This window comes from Streptomyces sp. P3, assembly GCF_003032475.1.
In the GTDB taxonomy this organism is placed as follows: domain Bacteria; phylum Actinomycetota; class Actinomycetes; order Streptomycetales; family Streptomycetaceae; genus Streptomyces.
Genome location: NZ_CP028369.1, coordinates 1337105 through 1357728, shown reverse-complemented (window position 1 = coordinate 1357728; position 20624 = coordinate 1337105). Strand labels below are relative to the sequence as shown.

Sequence of the window (20624 nt, the reverse complement as noted above, 5' to 3'; positions counted from 1 at the left end):
GCCCATCGCCTTTCAGCCGCCGGTCGAGGCGACGAGAGGGGGCCGGGGGGCGAGTGACGGGGGGCCGAGTGACGGGAGGAGGGGGACGGGGACCGGGGGCCGGGCGATGGGAGGGGCGGCCGGGAGAAGGGTGACAGGAGGAGGGGTCCGGGGACGGGGGGCCGGCGATGGGAGGGGGGCCGGGAGAAGGGTGACGGGAGGAGAGGGCCCCTAGCCGGGGGACAGGAGACCGGGGAGGGGGAGGCGAGGGCCGCGGGCCGAAGGTCTCAGACCTGGCCGCCCCGCCAGGGCAGTTCCGCGGTGATCCGGGTGGGGCCGCCCACCGGCGAGTCCACGACGAGGATCCCGTCCACCGAGTCCAGCCGACCGGCGAGCCCGGCCAGCCCCGACCCCCCGCCGGAGGCATCCGCTCCACCCACGCCGTCGTCCGCCACCTGCAACAACAGCCGGTCGTCCGTCCGCCACACGTCGACCGAGGCCGACCGGGCCCCGCTGTGCTTGCTGACGTTCTGCAGCAGCTCCGAGACGGTGAAGTAGGCGATGCCCTCGATCGCCGGAGCCGGCCGCTCGGCCAGGTCCACGTCCACCTTCACCGGCACCGTGCAGCGCGAGGCCACCGAGGACAGCGCCGCGTCCAGACCGCGGTCGGTCAGGACGGCCGGGTGGATGCCGCGCGCCAGGTCCCGCAGCTCCTGCAACGCCGTCTTCACCTCGCCGTGCGCCTCGCCGACCATTCGCGCCGCCGTCTGCGGGTCGTCCCGCAGCTTCTCCTTCGCCATCCCGAGATCCATCGCCAGTGCCACCAGCCGGGCCTGCGCCCCGTCGTGCAGATCGCGCTCGATGCGCCGCAGATCGGCGGCCGCCGTGTCCACCACGACCCCGCGGTCGGACTCCAGCTCCACCACCCGCGCGCCCAGCGACGACGGTCCCAGCAGCCCGTGCACCAGCAGGCGGTCCACCGTCGTCAGCGCCCGCACGATCCACGGCGTGGCCAACGTGATCAGCAGTCCCACCAGCGCCGTCACGGCGATCTCGAACGGGTTGTCGAGGTAGACGCTGTGGTGCTGGTCGCCGTAGAGCTGGATGCCGCCCTGACCGCCGTACATCGGGAAGACCCAGAACCACAGCGGATACGTCAGCATGCTCCAGCCGGCCGACCACACTGCCACGGTGACGCCGAACGAGAACACCGCCCACGGCATGTGCAGCACCGCGTACAGGGCGTTCCGCCAGGACGTGCCGCTCTTGAGGACGGCCGCCATCCAGGCCATCGCACCGCTTCCGCGCGGCCGCAGCGGCTCCGGGTCGGCCACCTCCAGACCGAGCAGCCCGCGCGCCCGGCCCCGCTCCAGTGCCCCGAAGCCCCGGCACGCCGTCAGGCCCGCAGCCAGCACCGGGATGCCGAGGAACGTCACCAGCAGGCCCGCTCCCAGCGACACCGTCGTCACCGCGAAGGTGAACAGCACGATGCTGACGGGCAGGCTCAGCAGGACGTACACGAGCTCCCGCCAGTGACGCGCGGTGAGCGGCTCACGCAGTCCCGCCGGAAGCAGACGCCGGTGCTCCCTGGCCCGGTGCCCCGCCTCGCCCCCATACCCGTCCCCGCGCCCGTCGCGCCCGTTCACGTCGCGCCCCGCGTACCCGTCGTACCGTCGCCCGTACCGGTCCTGCCGCCCGTGCTGCCCGTGCTGCCCGTACTGGTCGTACTGCGTGGTCATCGGCGTCGTCCGTTCTGCTCGTCCCGCTCATCGCGCGGCTGTCGATCCCTGCCTCCCAGCCTCCTCGGCGGCCGCCGCGCGGACCATGGAGTCCGTAGGCCTTTCCGGAGGGGGGTTTTCCCCACCCCGCGCGGTCACGGCTTCCCGCCCCGATCCCGCCAGGGGAGCTCCGCGGTCACTGTTGTGGGACCCCCCTCCGGCGACTCCACGACGAAGAGCCCGTCGACCGCGTCCAGCCGTTCCGCGAGCCCCCGCATCCCCGATCCGCCGTCGAGCCGCGCGCCGCCCCTGCCGTCGTCCGACACCTGGATGAGCAGCCGGTCGTCCGTCCGCCACACGTCGACCGAGGCCGACCGGGCCCCGCTGTGCTTGCTGACGTTCTGCAGCAGCTCCGAGACGGTGAAGTAGGCGATGCCCTCGATGGCCTGCGCCGGCCTGCTCGTCAGGTCGGCGGTCACCTTCACCGGCACCGTGCAGCGCGAGGCCACCGAGGACAGCGCTGCGTCCAGACCGCGGTCGGTCAGGACGGCCGGGTGGATGCCGCGCGCCAGGTCCCGCAGCTCCTGCAGCGCCAGCTTCACCTCGCCGTGCGCCTCCTCCACCATCGCCGCCACGACGTCGTCGGCCTGACCCTCCAGCAGTTTCTCCTTGGCCAGACCCAGCCCCATCGCGAGGTTCACCAGCCGGGCCTGCGCCCCGTCGTGCAGATCGCGCTCGATGCGCCGCAGATCGGCGGCCGCCGTGTCGACCACGACCCCGCGGTCGGACTCCAGCTCCGCGATGCGCCGCTCCAGCTCGTCGGAGGGGGAGAGCAGACCCCGCACCATCGCCCGGTCCGCGTTGGTGAGCCCGCGCGCCAGGAACGGCAGCACCGGCCACAGCACGAACAGCGAGGGCACCACCACGCTGAACGTCACAACGCCCCAGGGCAGCCGGATCAGGTCGTACAGCACCGTCCGCCAAGCCACGGGGTCCTTCAACACCAGCCACATCCGCTGCAGAAGGCCGCCCGCCCTGCCCAGCGGCAGCGGGCTCGGCTCGTCGATCCGCACCCCGAGCAGCCTGCGCGCCCGCGCCCGTTCGAACCGGCCCATCAGCCGCGCCCCGCCCAGCCCGAGCGCGAGCAACGGGAACCCCACCACCGTGACGGTCATCGCGGTCCCCGTGACGATCACCGCCATCACATAGGTGAACCCGACCAACGCCATCGGCAGATTGGTCAGCAGATGGGCGATCTCCCGCCACGTCTGCGGATCGAACGCGAGACGGACCGGAGGCAGACGGTCGTCGTCGTGCCCCGCGCCCGGGGGTCCGGAGGAGCCCGAAGGGACGGCGGAAGGGCTGGTGGAAGCGGTCATAGGGGTCAGCCTGCCGCCCCGCCCGACCCCGCGCCATGAGGTCTGCCGCCTTCCGCTACCGGGGGAAAACCCCCGCCTCACGTCCCGACCTGTGACGGGCTGCTTACCGTCTCTTTATCAGGGCCTAGACTCCCGTGCGTACAGATCGTCGAACCGGCCTGCCGTCGAAGAGGCTGAGGTCAGGGAGCGAGGGGACGGACGTGCGGGAACCGACCGTCGATGTCGCGGCGGACTTTGCGGCCGACTACTTCCAGTCCTACTCCGTCGTCGGGCTGCTCGCCGTCGTCGGCGTGCTGTTCGTCGCCGTCGCCTTCGGCGCGGGACGCCTGCTGCGACCGGTGGTCCCCACCCCGGAGAAGCTTCTGACGTACGAGTGCGGAGTCGACCCCGTCGGCGAGGGCTGGGCCCACACCCAGGTCCGCTACTACGTCTACGCCTTCCTCTACGTGATCTTCGCGGTCGACTCGATCTTCCTCTTTCCCTGGGCGACGGTCTTCGCCGCCCCCGGTTACGGCACGACCACGCTCGTCGAGATGTTCGTCTTCCTCGGCTTCCTCACCGTGGGCCTGCTGTACGCATACAAGAAGGGCGTCCTGACATGGGCGTGACGCCGGAACCGAACGCGCCCCGGCCGGCCACGCCGGAGCAGGCGGCCGCCGAGCCCGTCCTGCTGCCCGAGCCGAAGCGGCTCGGCACACTGGCCCGGCTCGCCCCCGAGCCGATGAAGGTGATCCTCAACTGGGGCCGCCGCTACTCGCTCTGGGTCTTCAACTTCGGCCTCGCCTGCTGTGCGATCGAGTTCATTGCCGCATCGATGGCCCGCCACGACTTCATCCGCCTCGGCGTCATCCCCTTCGCGCCGGGTCCGCGCCAGGCCGATCTGATGATCGTCTCCGGCACGGTCACGGACAAGATGGCCCCCGCCGTGAAGCGCCTCTACGAGCAGATGCCCGAGCCGAAGTACGTCATCTCCTTCGGCGCGTGCAGCAACTGCGGCGGCCCCTACTGGGACTCGTACTCGGTGACCAAGGGCGTCGACCAGATCATCCCCGTGGACGTCTACGTGCCGGGCTGCCCGCCCCGCCCGGAAGCACTCCTCCAGGGCATCCTCAAACTCCAGGAGAAGATCGCGCGCGAGTCCCTCGACGAGCGCTACGCCACGTCCGCCGCCCGCCCGGCCCCCTCGCGTCCCTCGGCCGCGGCCCTGCAGAGCGGCCTGGTACGCCCTCCGGCGTCACCGACGGAGCCGGCCGAGGAGGACCGATGACCACGACCGGGTGGCTCCCCGCCCCCGCCGAGGACCTCTTCGGCCCGGACGCCACAGCCGAGGAGTCCTACGACGTCCTGACCGTGGACGTCCCCCCGGCCTCCTGGACCGCCGCCCTGCGCGTGGCCCGCGACCGGCTGTCCTGCACCTACTTCGACTGGCTGAGCGCCGTCGACGAACCCGGCACCGGCTTCCGCGTCTCCGCGCACGTCGTGGCCCTGTCCCCGGTGCGCCGCCTGCTGGTGCGCACGACGATCCCGCACGACGCTGCGGCCCTCGCCTCCGCCGTGGACGTCTACGCGGGGGCCGCCTGGCACGAACGCGAGACGCACGAAATGTTCGGCGTCGCCTTCGAGGGCCACCCCGCACTCGACCACCTCCTCCTTCCCGAGACCTTCGAAGGCCACCCCCTGCGCAAGGACTTCGTCCTGGCAGCCCGCGTCGCCAAGGCCTGGCCCGGCGCGAAGGAGCCCGGCGAGTCCGAGCACGGCGGTCCCAAGCGCCGGCAGATGCTTCCCCCGGGCGTCCCCGACCCCAACGAGTGGGGACCCCTGAAGGGTCAGCTCCCCCTGGCCCCGGCCCGCCCCGCCCGAACCCCGGCCACCCGTGCGGCAGGCGACCGCCCCGTCCGCCGCGCCCGCACCGCTTCACAGGGCTCGTCCAGCCAGACGGCCCCGACGGCGACACCGCCCCCGGCCCCCGCACCGCCGACGACGGCCTCCGACTCCGCCGACGCCCCCGGAACGGCACCCACGCCGCCTGCGACGCCACCGCCCACCGCCGCCACCCCGATTCCCGCGACCCAGGGCACGCCGGCGGGACCGCGCCGCGCCCGCAGCGCCTCCCAGGGCTCGGCCTCCCAGCGCCCCCAGCCCCCGGCGGCCCCCTCCGACCCCCCGGCCAGCCCCTCCACGGCCCCCCGCTCGGCCGACGCCCCCTGGCACCACGCCCGCCCGGCCTTCGACGCCCCGCAGTCGGGCGAGGAGCCGTCGGCCGAACCGAGGCCGCAGTCGGGCGAGGAGCCGTCGGCCGCGCCAAGGCCGCAGGCGAACGACGAGTCCGCAGCCGACCCGAACCCCGAACCTCCGCGTCCGGAGCGCCCGCGTCCGGAGCGTCCCGGCTCCGCGCATCCCGGCCCCGATGACGACCCCGCAGGAGGCCCGCAGTGAACGACGCTCTCGACGTCGCCCTGCGACTCCTGGTCGTCTTCGTCGTCTTCCTCACCTTCCCCCTGATCGTCGGTCAGACCGAGCACAAGGTGATGGCCCATATGCAGGGCCGCCTGGGCCCGATGTACGCGGGCGGTTTCCACGGCTGGGCCCAGCTCGTCGCGGACGGCGTGAAGTTCGCGCAGAAGGAGGACATCGTCCCCGCGGGCGCGGACCGCCGCATCTTCCAGCTCGCGCCGGCCGTGGCCCTCCTGCCGTATCTGCTGGTCCTCCTCGCCATCCCCATCGGCCCGGGCGAGGGCGCCGTGGGGCAGGTCCTGGACGCGGGGATCTTCTTCGTCCTCGCCGTGATGGGCGTCGGCGTGCTCGGCTCCCTCATGGCCGGCTGGGCCAGCGCCAACAAGTTCTCCCTTCTCGGCGGTCTGCGCACCGCCGCTCAGCTGCTCGCATACGAACTGCCGATGCTGCTCACCGCCGCCTCGGTGGCGATGGCGGCCGGAACGGTCTCCCTGCCCGGCATCGTCAACGCGTTCGAGTGGTGGTGGCTGCCCTGGCAGATCACCGGAGCGGTCGTCTTCTTCATCGCCGGTCTGGCCGAACTGCAGCGCCCTCCCTTCGACATGCCGGTCGCCGACTCGGAGATCATCTTCGGTGCGTACACCGAGTACACCGGCCTGCGTTTCGCTCTCTTCCTCCTCGCCGAGTACGCCGGAATCGTCGTCCTGTGCGGGCTGACCACCGTCCTCTTCCTGGGCGGCTGGCACGGCCCCTGGGGCGCCGACGGCCTCGGCTGGGTCTGGACCCTGCTCAAGACCGCCGTCCTCGCCTTCGTCGTCATCTGGCTGCGCGTCACCTACCCCCGCCTGCGCGAGGACCAGCTGCAGAAGTTCTCCTGGACCCTGCTCGTCCCTCTTTCTCTCGCCCAGATCGCCCTCACCGGCATCGTCAAGGTGGTGATCCAGTAGCCATGTCCCGCCCGTCACCCGACCACCACACCGCGGCGGCCCCGGCGGCTCCCTCCGCGCGGCCCCGTCTGTCGATCCCCGGCAGCGGCCTCGCCAAGGGCCTGGCCGTCACCCTCCGCACGATGACGCGGAAGACCGTCACCCAGCAGTACCCGGACGCCCAGCCGGAACTCCCGCCCCGCACCCGCGGGGTCATCGGACTGTTCGAGGAGAACTGCACGGTCTGCATGCTGTGCGCCCGCGAGTGCCCCGACTGGTGCATCTACATCGACTCCCACAAGGAGACGGTGCCGCCCGCCGCTCCCGGCGGACGCGAACGCAGCCGCAACGTGCTCGACCGCTTCGCCATCGACTTCTCGCTCTGCATGTACTGCGGTATCTGCATCGAGGTCTGTCCTTTCGACGCGCTGTTCTGGTCCCCGGAGTTCGAGTACGCCGAGACCGACATCCACGAGCTCACCCACGAGCGCGACAAGCTCCGCGAGTGGATGTGGACCGTGCCGGCCCCACCGGCTCTCGACCCGGCAGCCGAGGAGCCGAAGGAGATCGCGGCCGCCCGCAAGACGGCCGAGAAGCTGGCCGCGGCCACCCGAGCCGAGTCCACCGGACCCGAACCCACCGGACCCGAACCCACCGGACCCGAGTCCACCGGACCGAAGTCCGCCGAGCCCGAGGGAGGAGACACGTGACCCTCGCCGAGGCCCCGCAGGGCTTCCTCTCCCCGACCGGCGTCGAGATCGCCTTCGTTCTCGTCGGACTGGTCACCTTCGGCGCCGCCCTCGTCACCGTCACCACGAGGCAGCTGGTGCACGCGGCCCTGTGGCTCGTGGTCGCCCTCGGCGGACTGGCCGTCGAATACCTCCTGCTCACCGCCGAGTTCATCGCCTGGGTGCAGGTCCTCATCTACGTCGGTTCCGTCGTCGTGCTCCTCCTCTTCGGTCTGATGCTCACCAAGGCCCCCATCGGCCGCTCGCCGGACGCGGACTCCGCCAACCGATGGGTCGCGCTCACGGTCGCCGTCGCCGCGGCCGCCGCCCTCGTCTGGGTGGTCGTCGACGCCTTCCGTGCCACCTGGATCGAGCTGGACGGCCCGGCCGCCGGTTCGACCGAGGTCACCGGCGCGAGCCTCTTCCAGAACTGGGTCCTCCCCTTCGAGGCCCTCTCCGTCCTCCTCCTCGCGGCGCTGGTCGGCGCGATCGTCCTGTCCCGCAAGGCGAAAGCCGATTCGAGCTCTCCCCCTCCGAACGCCCGGACCGTCACCGATGGTTCCCGACCCGTCACGGACGGTTCCGGAAAATCCGAGGGTTCTCCCACCGTCCCGGACGCCCGGCAGAACCCGGCCGAGCAGGAAGGCGCCCGCTGATGCACCTCGCCTATCCCGCCGTCCTCTCCGCCCTCCTCTTCTGCACCGGCCTGTACGGCGTCCTCGCCCGCCGCAACGCGATCCTGGTCCTGATGTCGGTCGAGCTGATGCTCAACGCCGTCAACCTCAACCTGGTCGCGTTCGACGTCTGGCTCAGCAGGACCGCCGAGGAGACCCTGCACTCCGGTCAGGCCCTGACCCTGTTCACCATCGCCATCGCCGCGGCCGAGATCGGCATCGGTCTGGCGATCGTCCTCGCCGTCCACCGCAACCGCGGCACCGCCGACATCGACCGGCTCCGTGACACCGCCGAGGGCCACGAGACTCCCGCCGCCGACGGCTCCGACGGCGAAACCCCCGCGACCGGACCGGCCGCCGAGAAGGCTGAGGCCACCGCGTGACCACGACCACCCTCGCCGTCCTCGTCCCCCTCCTTCCGTTCCTCGGCGCAGCCGCCGGCCTGCTCCTGGGCCGAACCGCGCCCGGCTTCGTCCGCCCGCTCGCGGTCCTGCCGACTCTCGCCGCGCTCGCGCTGGCCGCGGCCGTCGCGGTGCGTCAGGGCGGAGACGCAGCCGTCGACGCGGCCACCGAACTGACTCCCACCGGTTCGGTCCCGATCGAACTCGCCCTGCACATCGACGGATTCGCCGCCCTCGTCGCCGTCCTGGTCGCTCTCGTGGCCACCTGCGTGCAGACCTACTCGACCGGCTACCTGCGCGACGACCCGCGCTACGCCTCGTACGCCGCGCTGGTCTCCCTCTTCACCTCCGCGATGCTGTTGGTCGTCTACTCCGGCGACCTGATCGTGCTGCTGGTCGGCTGGGAGGTCATGGGCATCTGCTCCTACTTCCTCGTCGGCCACTACTGGGAGACCCCGGAGGCCCGCGCCGCCTCCATCAAGGCCTTCCTGGTCACCAAGCTCGGCGACGTCCCCTTCCTCATCGGCCTGTTCGCCCTCGCCACCGACGCCGGCTCCTTCCGCATCACGAAGGTCCTCGGCGCCGTCGCGCACGGCGGACTCGACCATCCGACCGTCGTCGCCCTGCTGCTCCTCGCGGGCGTGGCCGGGAAGTCCGCGCAGTTCCCCCTGCACACCTGGCTCCCCGACGCGATGGCCGGCCCCACACCCGTCTCCGCGCTGATCCACGCCGCGACGATGGTCGCCGCCGGCGTCTACTTCGTCGCGCGTCTCCTTCCGGTCTTCGAGGCCTCGGCGGCCGCGATGGTCGTGCTCGCCGTGATGGCCGGCGTCACGATGGTCGGATCCGGCCTGGCCGCGCTCGCCCAGGACGACATCAAGCGCGTCCTCGCCTACTCGACGATCGGCCAGCTCGGCTACATGACGGGCGCCCTCGCCGTCGGCGACCGGAGCGCCGCCGTCTTCCACCTCCTCTCGCACGGCGCCTTCAAGGCGCTGCTGTTCCTCGCGGCCGGCGTGGTCATCCACGCCGCCGGCACCAACTCGCTGGCCGCCATGTCCCGCATGAGCCACCTGCGCGACCGTGTCCCCGACGCCTACTGGACGATGACCGTGGCGCTCCTCGCGCTCGCCGCGATCCCGCCGTTCAGCGGCTTCTTCTCCAAGGAGTCGGTCCTCGGCGCGGCCGAGCACGCGACCACCGGCCACAGCGGGCACATCCCCGGCGCCGCCGGCTGGGTCGTCCTCGTCGCCGGGCTGCTCGCCGCCCTCCTCACCGCCGCCTACGCGGCCCGTCTGTGGCTGCTGACTTTCCGCGGACAGGGAGCCGAAGCACCCGATCACGGCCGCCAGCCGCTGACCATGACGGTGGTGCTGTGGGTGCTGGCGGTGCCCTCCCTCGCCCTGGGCGCGCTCGCCTACCGCACGCTCCCCGACTGGTTCGACGGCGACGACCTGACCCCGACCCTCACCACCTCCGTAGTGGGCACCGGCCTGGCTCTGGTGGGCGGACTCGCCACGTTCGCCGCCTGGCGGCACCTCGCCGGGCTCGCCGCCCGCACACCCCTGGGCGCGGTGGCCGCGCACCCGGAGGCCGACGCGGCGCAGGTCGAGGCCGAAGCCATCGCATCGCACGCACCCGCCTACGGCGATATCGCCTCCGCCCCCGACCCGGCGGATCCCGGGCGACTCCTGCTCGGCCCGCTGCACCGCCACGCGGCTGTCGGCTTCCACCTCGACGCGCTGTACGACGTGCTGTTCGTGCGCCCCGTGCAGGCCGGCGCGCGGCTCGTCCGCTTCCTCGATCGCGAGGTCGTCGAGACCTACGTCCGCGGTGCGGGCGCACTGCCCCGCTGGCTGGGGTTCGCCGTACGGCGCGCCCAGACCGGCAACGTCCAGACCTATGTGAGCGCGCTGCTCGCCGGCACCGTCGTCCTGGCGGTCGCCGCCCTTCTCGTCGCCTCGGGAGCGTGAGCAGGCGTGATCCCTATCAACGAGTCCGTGATGCAGGTTCTTCTGGCGTTCGTCGTGGTCGGCCCGCTCCTCGGCGCAGCCGCCGCACTGCTGCCCGCCCCGCCCGGGCTGAAGGGGAAGTCGCCTGAGCAGGCCGTGCTCCGGCACGGCGTGACCGTGACCGGCGTGATTCTCGTCGCCGCGATCGCCCTCGCGGCCGGCTTCGACCACGACCAGCCGTCGAAGATGCAGGCCACCACGGACATCAGCTGGATCCCCGCACTCGACGTGCGCATCCACCTCGGCATCGACGGCATCTCTCTCCCCCTGTTGGTCCTGACCGCGCTGCTGACCTTCCTCTGCGCCCTCTACTCCTACTTCAAGCTGCCCGCGGGTCCCTCACCCAAGGCGTTCGTCGCCCTGGTGCTCGTGCTCGAGTCCGGCACCCTCGCGACCTTCGCCGTCCTCGACCTGCTGCTGTTCTTCCTCGCCTTCGAGACCGTGCTCATCCCGATGTACTTCCTCATCGCCCGCTGGGGCGGTGCCGGCCGGACCCGGGCGGCCTGGAAGTTCATCCTCTTCACACTGCTCGGGTCCGTGGTCATGCTGCTCGGCCTGCTCCTGATCGGAATCAAGGCGGGCACTTTCGACATGGTGGCACTCGCCACTGACAACGGCCGGTCGCTGACCACATCCGTGCAGGTCATCGCCGTTCTCGCGATCGGGCTCGGGCTCGCCGTCAAGACCCCGATGTGGCCTTTGCACAGCTGGCTGCCGGACGCCCACACCGCCGCCCCGACCGTCGGCTCGGTCCTGCTGGCGGGCGTGATGCTGAAGATGGGCACGTACGGGGTCGTCCGCATCCTGCTGCCGGTCGCGCCGGACGGCTTCCGCGTCTTCGCGCCCTACCTCGCCGCCTTCGCCGTCGTCGGGATCATCTACGGGTCGCTGGCCTGCCTGGCCCTCGCCCAGCAGGGAGCGAAGGGCGACCTCAAGCGCCTGATCGCCTACTCGTCCGTCGGCCACATGGGCTTCGTCCTCCTCGGCATCGCGACCATGACGCCGACCGGCGTGAACGGCGCCCTGTTCGCCAACATCGCCCACGGCCTCATCACCGGCCTCCTCTTCTTCCTGGTCGGAGCGCTGAAGGACCGCACCGGCACCACCGACCTGGACACCCTCGCCGAGCAGACCGGCGCAGCCCTGTACGGCAGGACCCCCCGCCTCGGCGGCCTCCTCGCCTTCGCCGCCGTAGCCTCGCTCGGCCTTCCCGGTCTCGCCGGGTTCTGGGGCGAGATGCTCGCCCTGTTCGGCGCGTTCGACCCGGCCGAAGGTCTCAGCCGCCCCGCGTTCCTCGTGTTCACGGCGATCGGCGCCTTCGGCACCCTGCTGACGGCCGCCTACCTGCTCGTCGTGGTCCGGCGGGTCTGCATGGGCACGGTCCGGCAGGGCGCCCCGCGCCTCGCCGACGTGCAGACCTACGAGTTCGTGGCCTGGACACCACTCGTCGCCCTCACCGTCGTCGCCGGCCTGTGGCCGAAGGCACTCCTCGGCCTCACCGACCCGGCCGTGCAGCAGCTCCTCGCAGGAGGCACCCGATGAGCCCCGTGGCCCACCCCCAGGCCCTGGCCGAGTCCGTGGTCCAGTCCGTCGACTGGCCGGCCATCGCACCGCCCACCCTCGCGGCGGTCGTCGCCCTGGTCGTCCTCGTCGCCGACCTCTTCGTCGGCGAGGCGCGCAAGCCGCTGCTGGGCTGGTTCTCGGTCGCCGGCCTCGCCGCCTCGACGGCCCTCCTCCTGCCCCTCCTGGACGGCGACCGCGCCACCTTCTGCCTGACCGGAGACACGCGCGCGTGCAGCTACACGGCAGACCACTTCACCCTGGTCGTCCAGTTCCTCGTGTTCGGGGGAGCGCTGCTGGCGGCCCTGCTGTCGGTCACCGCTCTCAAGGACGCGCGCGGGCGCCTTCCCGAGGGCGAGTTCTGGTTCCTGCTGCTGTCCTCCGCCGCCGGCGCCGCCCTGCTGCCCGCCTCCCGTGACCTGGCCACCCTGGTCGTCGCCCTGGAGGTCGCCTCCCTGCCGGCCTTCGCCCTCGTCGGCATCCGGCACGGCGACCGCAAGTCCTCCGAGGCCGCCCTCAAGTTCTTCCTGTCGTCCGTGACGGCGACCGCGATCAGCCTCCTGGGCATCAGCTTCGTGTACGCGACGACCGGCACCCTGTACCTCACCCAGGTCGCCGACCGCATCCAGCGCGTCGACGGCCAGCTGCACACCCTGGCCCAGACCGGTGTCGTCCTCACCCTCGTCGGCTTCGCCTTCAAGACCGCCGCCGTCCCCTTCCACTTCTGGGTCCCCGACACCTACGTCGGAGCCCCCCTGCCCATCGCCGCCTACCTGTCGGTCGTCGGCAAGGCCGTGGGCTTCTCCGGCCTCATCCTCGTCACCGTCGTCGGCTTCCCGTCGTACGCCGACGTCTGGGGCCCCGCCCTGGCCGCCCTCGCCGCCCTCACCATGACCGTCGGCAACGTCGGCGCGCTCCGCCAGCAGGCCACGCGCGCGTACAGCGCCGTACGCCTCCTCGCCTGGTCCTCCGTGGGCCAGGCCGGTTACCTCCTCGTGCCGATCGCCGCCGCCGCGTACTCCGACGACGCCGAGCACGCAGTCGGCTCCACCGTCGCGTACGCCCTCATGTACGCCGCGGTGAACCTCGGCGCCTTCGCGGTGGCCGCCCTCGTGGGACGGACCAGCACGGCGAACCGGCTCACCGACTACCGCGGCCTCTATGCCAGAAACCCCCTGACCGCCCTCCTGCTGGCCTTCTTCCTGCTCTGCCTCGCCGGACTGCCGCCGGGCGTCATCGGCCTCTTCGCGAAGGTCACCGTCTTCTCGGCGGCCGTCGACGCCGGACTCGGCTGGCTCGCCGTCGTCATGGCCGTCAACGTGGTCATCGCCCTGTACTACTACCTCCAGTGGACGGCACTGCTGTTCCGCGCGCGTGAGGGCGAAGCCGAGAAGCACCGTGTCCCCGCCCCCCTCACCGCCGCGATCGCCCTCACCGCGGCCGTCGGCATCGCCCTCTCCGGAGCGCCCCAGCTGGTCCTGCGCTTCGCCGACACCGGTCTGTTCTGATCCCACGCGCGCGTGCGGCCCCCGTCCTCACCCGGACGGCCCACACCCCTGCCCGCGCGCACAAGGGAACTAGTGCCTCCCGCCTGGCGTTGACCAGTACGGGAGGGTGCACTGGAGGTGACATCACGGCACCAGTGCCACCGGAGAACAGGAAGATCCGCAGGCAAAGGGTTCCCCTGCTGCACGACTTGGAGGGCGTACCGTGCACCGCCGGCACAACGGGCTCAGGACCGCAGTACTCCTCGGGGGGCTGTCGGCACTCATCATCGTCATCGGCAGCTTCTTCGGCCGCACGGGGCTCGTCGTCGCGGTCCTGGTCGCGCTCGGTACCAACGCGTACGCGTACTGGAACAGCGACAAGCTGGCTCTACGCGCGATGCGCGCCCGCCCCGTGAGCGAGTTCGAGGCCCCGTCCCTATACCGGATGGTCCGCGAGCTCTCCACCCAGGCCCGGCAACCCATGCCCCGCCTGTACATCTCCCCGACAGAGGCGCCCAACGCCTTCGCGACCGGCCGCAATCCGCGCAACGCCGCCGTGTGCTGCACCGAAGGCATCCTGCGCCTCCTCGACGAGCGCGAACTGCGTGGCGTCATCGGCCACGAGCTCAGCCACGTCTACAACCGCGACATCCTGATCTCCTCGGTCGCCGGCGCGCTCGCCTCCGTGATCATGTTCCTGGTCAACTTCGCCTGGCTCATCCCGGTCGGCCGCTCCGACGACGACGACGGCCCCGGCATTCTGGGCATGCTCCTGATCATGATCCTCGGGCCGCTCGCCGCCGGCCTCATCCAACTCGCCATCAGCCGCTCCCGGGAGTACCAGGCGGACTCCTCGGGCGCCCAGCTCACCGGGGACCCCCTGGCGCTCGCGAGCGCCCTGCGCAAGCTGGAGACGGGCACCAAGCAGCTTCCGCTTCCGCCGGAGCCCCGTATCGAGACCGCGAGCCACATGATGATCGCGAACCCCTTCCGCCCGGGCCAGGGACTCTCCAAGATGTTCTCGACGCACCCGCCGATGGCGGAGCGAATCGCCCGGCTCGAGAAAATGGCAGGTCGCCCCCAGTGAAGACCATCCTGAACGTCATCTGGCTGATCCTGAGCGGCTTCTGGCTGTTCCTCGGTTACCTGCTCGCAGGAGTACTGCTCTGCATCACGGTGATCGGCATCCCCTTCGGCGTCGCCGCGTTCCGTATCGGCGTCTTCGCGCTCTGGCCCTTCGGCTACACGACCGTCGAGCGGCGTGACGCCGGCGCGCCCTCGTGCCTGGGCAACGTGCTGTGGCTGGTGCTCGCCGGCTGGTGGCTGGCCCTCGGCCACATCGTCACCGGTTTCCTCCTGTGCCTGACCGTCATCGGCATCCCGTTCGGCATCGCGAACTTCAAGCTGATCCCGGTCTCGCTGTTCCCGCTGGGCCGCGAAATCGTGTCCACCGACCAGCCGTTCGCCTCACGCTGACCGCTGACCGCTGACCGCTGACCGCTGACCGCGCTGACCACGTCGGCGCGCTGTTCGCCGTCGCCGGGGGCGGGTCGCCCCGGCCCACCGGTGCCGGAACCGCAGGGTCGCCGTCATGCGTCCCTCCGATCAGCACGGCACGGACCCGCGTGCGACGAAGGACACGGGTCGTGCCGGAGAGCGCGCAGCCCGTCCGGGCGACCGACATCACAGTGCCCGGACAGTACGGGCACAGCACGGAAGGGCAGGTTCAGGGCATGAGCATCATCAGCTGGATCATCCTGGGGTTGTTGGCCGGAGTCATCGCCAAGGTCCTGCTGCCAGGGCGCGACCCGGGCGGTTTCGTCGGCACGACCCTGATCGGTGTCGCGGGCGCGTTCATCGGCGGCTGGATCTCGGCCCGCTGGCTGGACCATCCCATCGCCAAGGACTTCTACGACGGCGCCACCTGGGCCGCCGCGATCGGCGGATCGCTCGTGCTCCTGATCGCCTACCGCCTGCTGTTCGGCAACTCACGCGACTGAGTCCACAGCCGCCCACCGAGCGCAAGGGTGGACGCCGACCCGCGTCCACCCTTGCCCCACGGTCGGTTACCGGTAGTTCACGAACTGCAGCGCGAAGTCGAAGTCCTGGCCCTTGAGCAGGGTGATGACGGTCTGCAGGTCGTCGCGACTCTTCGAGCTGACCCGCAGCTCCTCGCCCTGTACCTGGGCCTTCACGCCCTTGGGGCCCTCGTCACGGATGAGCTTCGCGACCTTCTTCGCGTTCTCCTGGGAGATGCCCTCCTTGATGTCCGCGAAGAGCTTGTACTCCTTGCCGGAAAGCTGCGGCTCGCCCGCGTCCAGCGCCTTCAGCGAGATGCCGCGCTTGATCAGCTTGGACTGGAAGACGTCGAGGACAGCGTTCACCCGGTCCTCGGAGTTCGCCTCCATGAGGATCTTCTCACCGGACCACGAGATCGAGGCGCCCACGCCCTTGAAGTCGTAGCGCTGCGAGATCTCCTTGGCGGCCTGGTTGAGGGCGTTGTCGACCTCCTGCCGCTCGACCTTCGAGACGATGTCGAAACTGGAGTCGGCCATGTCCTGTGGCTCCTTGTATCGGGGTGCGTGTCAGGGTGCGTATCGGCGCACGTCGGGGTGACCGCCGAGCCCGGCGTGATCCCGGGTCGCATCCGCACAAGCCTAGCCACCCCGCCCCCTCCGGGCGGCGCGGAATCAGGTGGCGAAGCACCCCTGCGCATCGGGTATCGTTTACGTCGTTGCCAGGGAGCACCGCCGAAAAGCGGTTCGAACAGGCGGCAAACCCGGCGGTGTGCCCGAGCGGCCAAAGGGAGCAGACTGTAAATCTGCCGGCTCAGCCTTCCCAGGTTCGAATCCTGGCGCCGCCACGCTGAGTGAGACCCCCTCTGATCAGGTTACTTACCTGGTCAGAGGGGGTTTCTCGTTGGCCCTCCTCGTTCGATTGGCTGTGGACGGGGCGTGGACGTGTCTCACCTCGTACCGCCCGTATCCCACCTTTGATCAGTGCGTGTCCCCCAGGTGTCCCCCGGGGGTGAGCATGGTCACTCCGGTTCGTTCCACTCCCGAAGAGCGGCGTCGATTCGGCTGTTCGCGTGCTCCCGCGTCTGGTCGAGCACCTTGGCGTACACCGTGTGCAGTACCGCGATGCTGTGCCCAGCACGTCGGGCGCACTCCATGGCGTCCACGCCAGAACTGAGCCAGAACGAAACGCCGGCGTGCCGAAGGTCGTAGGGACGCCGGGCCAGCAGTGAGGCCGTTTCCGCCTCGTTCAGCACGTCCTTTCGGGCCTTGGCCCACACCTCCCCGTAGCCGGTCTCTTGTAGCAGGCCATTGCGGTTCGTCCGAAAGAGCCGGCCATCGGGTGCCGTGCCGTGCATGGCGATGTGCTGCCGCAGTAGGCGGACGAAGTGCGGCGGGATCGGAACCGGACGGGAGTCGTTCTTCGCACGGGCCTTGAGATGGCGCAACTCGTGAGCCGTCCCGTCGTCGGTCCAACTTCGTCCGGCCCGGACCACCCCTTGGCGCAGGGTGAGCATCCCCCATCCCGTCTCCGGAAGGTGGCACTGGCTCACGCGCAATCCGGCGACCTCGGCGGGACGCATGGCCGCGTAGTACAGGCATCCGAAGAACGCTTCCAGGTGCCGCCCGCGCGGGCCCTGCTCTCGCACGCCGGCGAGCAGCGCGCGGACTTGGCGGGGGTTGGCAACGCTCTCCGGGTCCACGGCTTCCACAGACTTCGGGGCGGTCCACTTCACGGCCGTGATCGGGTTGACCGGCATGGTGAAGTACTGCTCTTCCACGGCGAGCCCGAGGACGTCGCTCAAGCAGGCCCGCTTGCGCTTGGCCGTGCGCGGCGCAGCCTCCTTCCCGTCCAGCCGCAGGGACAGTGCGTCCAGGGCCCGACGTACGGTCGCCGGATCCTCCAGTGCCGTGACCGGCATGGAGTGCTTGGAGACCCAGGCGAGGGCGCGGGCCACGTCGTCCGGCGGGGTCTCGTTCCAGCGGTTCCGGTTGTACGCCCACCCGTACAGCGCACGCCGCAATAGAGCAGTGTCAGGCATCCCTTTCTTGGTCTTCACGAGTGCGGGAGTGATGGTTGCCAGCGCATCGGCGTAGTTCTTCCGCGACTTCGCCGGGGCCAGCGCCCACTTGCGGTCGATGTAGGCACGGCTGTGCTCGTACCAGGTGATGGAGCCCTGTTTGGCGCGCAGCTCGGAGACGGGCAGGCCCGTTTCCTCGTCGAACTGGTCGCCGCGCCGCACGGCAGACATGAGTTCCGAGCGGCGCCCCTCGGCCTGGACCTTGAGTGTGTAGCTCTTCGAGTGCTTCCGCTCTCCGACCAGCCAGCGCAGACGGTAGGGCTTCGGGCGATCCTTGCGAACCTCGGTGGAGTAGAGGCGAACGTCGTAGGTCAGTGCCATATGAACTCCAGAGGGGCCCGCCGGCAGCGGGCCCCTCGTGTCTCGTGTGTGCGGGAGGTGGTCAGGCGGCGACGTCTTCCATGGACGACCACCACGCGTCGAGGTCGGTGCGGCGGCAGCGGAGCTGACCGTTGGGGAGCTTGATGAGCTTCGGGGCCTTGCCCCGGGCGCGCATGCGGTAGAAGGCGGCGCGGCTCATCTCGATCTCTTCGAGGACTTCGGGGAGCTTGAGCATCTTGGGGCGGGCCAAGGCGACGACTCCTTCTCGGGCTCCAGGGGTAGGGGGTACCTCTGAGGGCCGCTACTTCCGCTACCGCCGCTACCGTGCAGGTCAGGGGCCTGTTCGAGGTAGCGGGAAGGGGTAGCGGTAGCGGATGGGTAGCGGCGGGGTAGCGGCAAGTTCCGACGCTTGCCGCTACCCCGTAACTGCTGGTCAGGCAGCGTTTTGCATGCCGGGTAGCGGAGGTAGCGGACTTTCCGGGGGTGGGGGGCAGTAGCGGGCCCATGCGTCCCACAGATCGGCCGCGTAGTAGCCCTTGAGGACGCTGCTGGCGGCCTTGATGTTGCGGGAGGCGATCGGCTCGTTGTCGGCCGTCATGTACTCGGCGAGCATCTTCGACAGACGCCGGTTGTCGAGCGGTTTGCCGCCGAGGTCGGCCCATGGGGCGTCGTCGAGGGCGTTGAGCCGGTCGAGGATGGCGACGGTGGGCAGGCGGTCGATGCCGACCATGACGTGGTCGCGCAGGTCGGTCAGCAGCCGCACGCCCATGCTGCCTTTGTCGTTGGCGCGGGAGGCTTTGACCAGGGTCAGGCAGGCTTGCCGGGCGCGGTCGGGCCAGGCTCCGCCGGCCGCGTCGGCGATGGCGAGCAGGGGTTCCCACACGTCGGCCGGCCGGTCGGCGACTCCGTCGGGCATGGCCGGCCAGGCCCCCATGACGAACTCCCGGGTCTGCTCGGCCCATGCGGCGAGCCGGTCGCGGAGCTTGTGGCCTTCCGCCTCGTGGATGCGGGCCCGGAAGGGCTCCACCGTCTCGTTCCTGGCCCGGCGGCGCATGCGGATGATGACGGAGCGGGTCAGGATCGTGTCGGGCAGCGAGCCGAGTCCGGCGACCGCGACGGCGCAGTACGAAGGGAAGGCCTGAACGGTCTGGTTGCCGCCGTCGCCGATGCACCGGTAGGTGACGCCGGTGCGGCGGTGTCCGGCGTTGAGGAATCCGCGCAGTTCCTCGTTGTCCCCGGCCTTGGGGCCGAAGACGGTGTCGATCTCGTCGAACAGGATCGTGGGTTTGCCGCCGGGTCCGGAGACGGACCGGAACAGGGCGGCGGCGGAGGCGTTGACGGCCGTCATGGGCTGCGGCACGAGGGTTTCCACGATCTCCAGCGCGCGGGTCTTGCCCGACCCCGGCTCGGGGGACAGGAACGCGATGCGCGGGGTGGAGTCGAAACAGTCGAGCAGGTGCGCGTGCGCGTCCCACAGGGCGACGGCGACGAAGGCGGCGTCGGTGGGGAAGACGTTGAAGCGGCGGTGGAAGGCTTCGACTTCGTCGAGCAGCGCAGCGCCGTCGATGGCGGGCTCGGTCATGCGGCGGTCCTCCGTTCGGTGAGCGCGGCGGGGGTGCCGGTGCAGAAGTGCTTGTGGGCCGCGTAGTCGGCGACCAGGTCGGCGACGGCCTGTTGGCCGGTGGCGGTGGCGGTGTGGCCGCAGGGGCAGGCGTAGGCGGCGGTGGGGGTGTCGCCGTAGCGCTTGGACCAGCGGGCTCCGTCGTAGGGGTGGCGGTAGACCGGCGGGGCGTAGATGCGGATACCGGGCCGGTCGGGCGTCGGGTCAGTGCCAAGAGCAATGGGGACGCCCTGACGGGCGGCGGCCTTCGGCCCGCCTACGGCCGTCGTGCCCACAGGCTGTGGAGCGACGTCCGGTCGGGCGGGGTTGGGGGTGATGCTCTTCAGAGGGGGGCGTGCAGGTGTGCTCATGCCGTCGCTCCCCTGCGCCGCTGGTTGTGGGCGATCGACCAGTTGAGAGCGCTGCGCAGGGTGGAGCGGCACTCGGCAACGGTGAGTCCGGCCGCCTCCCCCGCCTCCTGAAGAGCCTGCTCGACCGTGTGCCGGGGGAGGTCGCCCCATGCGACGAACCGCCCGAGTGCGCGCGCCGCGCGGAACAACGTCGACTCGCGCGCCCCAAGTTGGGCAGTGGCGACGCTCCGCGTCTCGGCGGCAAGGGCGACGTCCGCATATCGGCCGGATTGCCCCTGCAGGGACACCAAAGAGGCCTGAGAGGCCTTGGGGGCGGGCTTGAGGATGCCGTGCAGCCATCCGGGCAGTGGGGCCGCCTCAGTGCCGCACAGCGGCTCGTACGGTCCGGCGGGGGTGACGGAACCGGCGGCGACGACGTATCCGCCCCATGCCCGCGTGTCGACCAACTCGCCCACGGTCCCCGCTGTGTTGGCCAGCCTTACCCCGGTCGGGGCGGTGAAGTACAGGTGCGTTCCGCCGCTCGCGGTCCGGATGCGGTAGGTGGCGGGGACGGGGTGTCCGGCGCGCTCGCAGAGCGCCCCGAAGATTGCCGCGCCGTCAGGCGCGTCCGAACTGCCTTTGTCCTTCCGCACGTCGAGGTCGACGACCAGCAGCCCCGAGGGGCCGGTGGCGATACCGACGTTGAACGGGCCGTGCGACCAGGTCGCGCGGATGCGGTCGGGGTCGGTCGTGGCGCGCTCCTCCCACTTGCGGTGTCCGTCGGCGCAGGGTCCGGTGCCGGGGCAGGAGGCCTCGCCGTGGAGGGCGGGCCGCTTGGTGCCGGGACGCAGAGGGAAGACGTGCCATCCGCGTTCGATGGCGTTCAGCGCTGCGCGGAGCAGCGCGGACTGTGCGTCATGGGTCATGCTGAAGGTCTCC

At 71.0% G+C, this 20624-nt stretch carries 21 protein-coding genes and 1 tRNA gene; 14 read left to right on the top strand and 8 right to left on the bottom strand.

Annotated features, from left to right (window positions below; translation table 11 throughout):
* Positions 1-266: 266 nt before the first annotated feature.
* Complete coding sequence (locus tag C6376_RS06075) at positions 267-1718, bottom strand: sensor histidine kinase (RefSeq protein WP_107442474.1); 1452 nt, start codon at positions 1716-1718, stop codon at positions 267-269.
* Between the two features lie 134 nt (positions 1719-1852).
* Positions 1853-3076 carry a sensor histidine kinase gene (locus C6376_RS06070; RefSeq protein ID WP_107442473.1) on the bottom strand — a complete coding sequence of 408 codons (1224 nt, stop codon included), beginning with the start codon at positions 3074-3076 and terminating at the stop codon, positions 1853-1855.
* 200 nt (positions 3077-3276) lie between these two features.
* Between C6376_RS06070 and C6376_RS06065 the strand changes: the two genes are divergently transcribed.
* From C6376_RS06065 to C6376_RS06005, 13 genes are all read left to right on the top strand, one after another.
* On the top strand, positions 3277-3684 hold the full coding sequence (locus C6376_RS06065) for an NADH-quinone oxidoreductase subunit A (RefSeq protein ID WP_107442472.1): 408 nt from the start codon (positions 3277-3279) through the stop codon (positions 3682-3684).
* The gene (locus C6376_RS06060) at positions 3675-4343 is read left to right on the top strand and encodes an NADH-quinone oxidoreductase subunit B (protein WP_107442471.1); all 669 of its coding nucleotides are present in this window, start codon (positions 3675-3677) and stop codon (positions 4341-4343) included. Before C6376_RS06065 ends, C6376_RS06060 begins: the two co-directional genes overlap by 10 nt.
* Positions 4340-5512, top strand: a complete 1173-nt coding sequence (locus tag C6376_RS06055) for an NADH-quinone oxidoreductase subunit C (RefSeq protein ID WP_107442470.1) — start codon at positions 4340-4342, stop codon at positions 5510-5512. The genes C6376_RS06060 and C6376_RS06055 overlap by 4 nt, the downstream gene beginning before the upstream one ends.
* Positions 5509-6477: a complex I subunit 1 family protein gene (locus C6376_RS06050; protein ID WP_107442469.1), complete on the top strand. Its 969-nt coding sequence runs from the start codon at positions 5509-5511 to the stop codon at positions 6475-6477. Before C6376_RS06055 ends, C6376_RS06050 begins: the two co-directional genes overlap by 4 nt.
* A gap of 122 nt (positions 6478-6599) precedes the next feature.
* Positions 6600-7166 (top strand): 4Fe-4S binding protein, encoded by a 567-nt coding sequence (locus C6376_RS06045; protein WP_107448797.1) that lies wholly within the window; start codon positions 6600-6602, stop codon positions 7164-7166.
* Positions 7163-7840, top strand: coding sequence for an NADH-quinone oxidoreductase subunit J (locus tag C6376_RS06040; RefSeq protein WP_107442468.1), 678 nt, complete (start codon positions 7163-7165; stop codon positions 7838-7840). The genes C6376_RS06045 and C6376_RS06040 overlap by 4 nt, the downstream gene beginning before the upstream one ends.
* On the top strand, positions 7840-8241 hold the full coding sequence (gene nuoK / locus C6376_RS06035) for an NADH-quinone oxidoreductase subunit NuoK (protein ID WP_107442467.1): 402 nt from the start codon (positions 7840-7842) through the stop codon (positions 8239-8241). Before C6376_RS06040 ends, nuoK begins: the two co-directional genes overlap by 1 nt.
* A complete protein-coding gene (locus C6376_RS06030; RefSeq protein WP_107442466.1) occupies positions 8238-10232 on the top strand; it encodes an NADH-quinone oxidoreductase subunit L in 1995 nt (664 codons plus the stop codon). Before nuoK ends, C6376_RS06030 begins: the two co-directional genes overlap by 4 nt.
* Positions 10233-10238: 6 nt before the next feature.
* Positions 10239-11813 (top strand): NuoM family protein, encoded by a 1575-nt coding sequence (locus C6376_RS06025; protein WP_107442465.1) that lies wholly within the window; start codon positions 10239-10241, stop codon positions 11811-11813.
* Positions 11810-13339, top strand: coding sequence for an NADH-quinone oxidoreductase subunit N (locus tag C6376_RS06020; protein ID WP_107442464.1), 1530 nt, complete (start codon positions 11810-11812; stop codon positions 13337-13339). Before C6376_RS06025 ends, C6376_RS06020 begins: the two co-directional genes overlap by 4 nt.
* A gap of 202 nt (positions 13340-13541) precedes the next feature.
* The gene (gene htpX, locus C6376_RS06015) at positions 13542-14405 is read left to right on the top strand and encodes a zinc metalloprotease HtpX (protein WP_107442461.1); all 864 of its coding nucleotides are present in this window, start codon (positions 13542-13544) and stop codon (positions 14403-14405) included.
* Complete coding sequence (locus C6376_RS06010; RefSeq protein WP_107442460.1) at positions 14402-14794, top strand: YccF domain-containing protein; 393 nt, start codon at positions 14402-14404, stop codon at positions 14792-14794. Before htpX ends, C6376_RS06010 begins: the two co-directional genes overlap by 4 nt.
* Before the next feature lie 257 nt (positions 14795-15051).
* Positions 15052-15318, top strand: coding sequence for a GlsB/YeaQ/YmgE family stress response membrane protein (locus C6376_RS06005; protein ID WP_107448796.1), 267 nt, complete (start codon positions 15052-15054; stop codon positions 15316-15318).
* Positions 15319-15384: 66 nt separating this feature from the next.
* Here C6376_RS06005 and C6376_RS06000 read toward each other — a convergent pair whose 3' ends face one another.
* Positions 15385-15873, bottom strand: coding sequence for a YajQ family cyclic di-GMP-binding protein (locus C6376_RS06000; protein WP_057584707.1), 489 nt, complete (start codon positions 15871-15873; stop codon positions 15385-15387).
* A gap of 226 nt (positions 15874-16099) precedes the next feature.
* Here C6376_RS06000 and C6376_RS05995 point away from each other — a divergent pair.
* A tRNA-Tyr gene (locus C6376_RS05995) sits at positions 16100-16181 on the top strand.
* A 174-nt stretch (positions 16182-16355) separates the two neighbouring features.
* Here C6376_RS05995 and C6376_RS05990 read toward each other — a convergent pair.
* From C6376_RS05990 to C6376_RS05970, 5 genes are all read right to left on the bottom strand, one after another.
* Positions 16356-17735 carry a tyrosine-type recombinase/integrase gene (locus C6376_RS05990; RefSeq protein WP_107442458.1) on the bottom strand — a complete coding sequence of 460 codons (1380 nt, stop codon included), beginning with the start codon at positions 17733-17735 and terminating at the stop codon, positions 16356-16358.
* A 61-nt stretch (positions 17736-17796) separates the two neighbouring features.
* Complete coding sequence (locus C6376_RS05985; protein ID WP_107442457.1) at positions 17797-17985, bottom strand: AlpA family transcriptional regulator; 189 nt, start codon at positions 17983-17985, stop codon at positions 17797-17799.
* Positions 17986-18168: 183 nt separating this feature from the next.
* Complete coding sequence (locus C6376_RS05980) at positions 18169-19317, bottom strand: DUF3631 domain-containing protein (RefSeq protein WP_107442455.1); 1149 nt, start codon at positions 19315-19317, stop codon at positions 18169-18171.
* Positions 19314-19706 carry a hypothetical protein gene (locus C6376_RS05975; RefSeq protein WP_173985589.1) on the bottom strand — a complete coding sequence of 131 codons (393 nt, stop codon included), beginning with the start codon at positions 19704-19706 and terminating at the stop codon, positions 19314-19316. The genes C6376_RS05980 and C6376_RS05975 overlap by 4 nt, the downstream gene beginning before the upstream one ends.
* A complete protein-coding gene (locus tag C6376_RS05970; protein WP_107442452.1) occupies positions 19703-20611 on the bottom strand; it encodes a bifunctional DNA primase/polymerase in 909 nt (302 codons plus the stop codon). Before C6376_RS05970 ends, C6376_RS05975 begins: the two co-directional genes overlap by 4 nt.
* Positions 20612-20624: the final 13 nt, after the last annotated feature.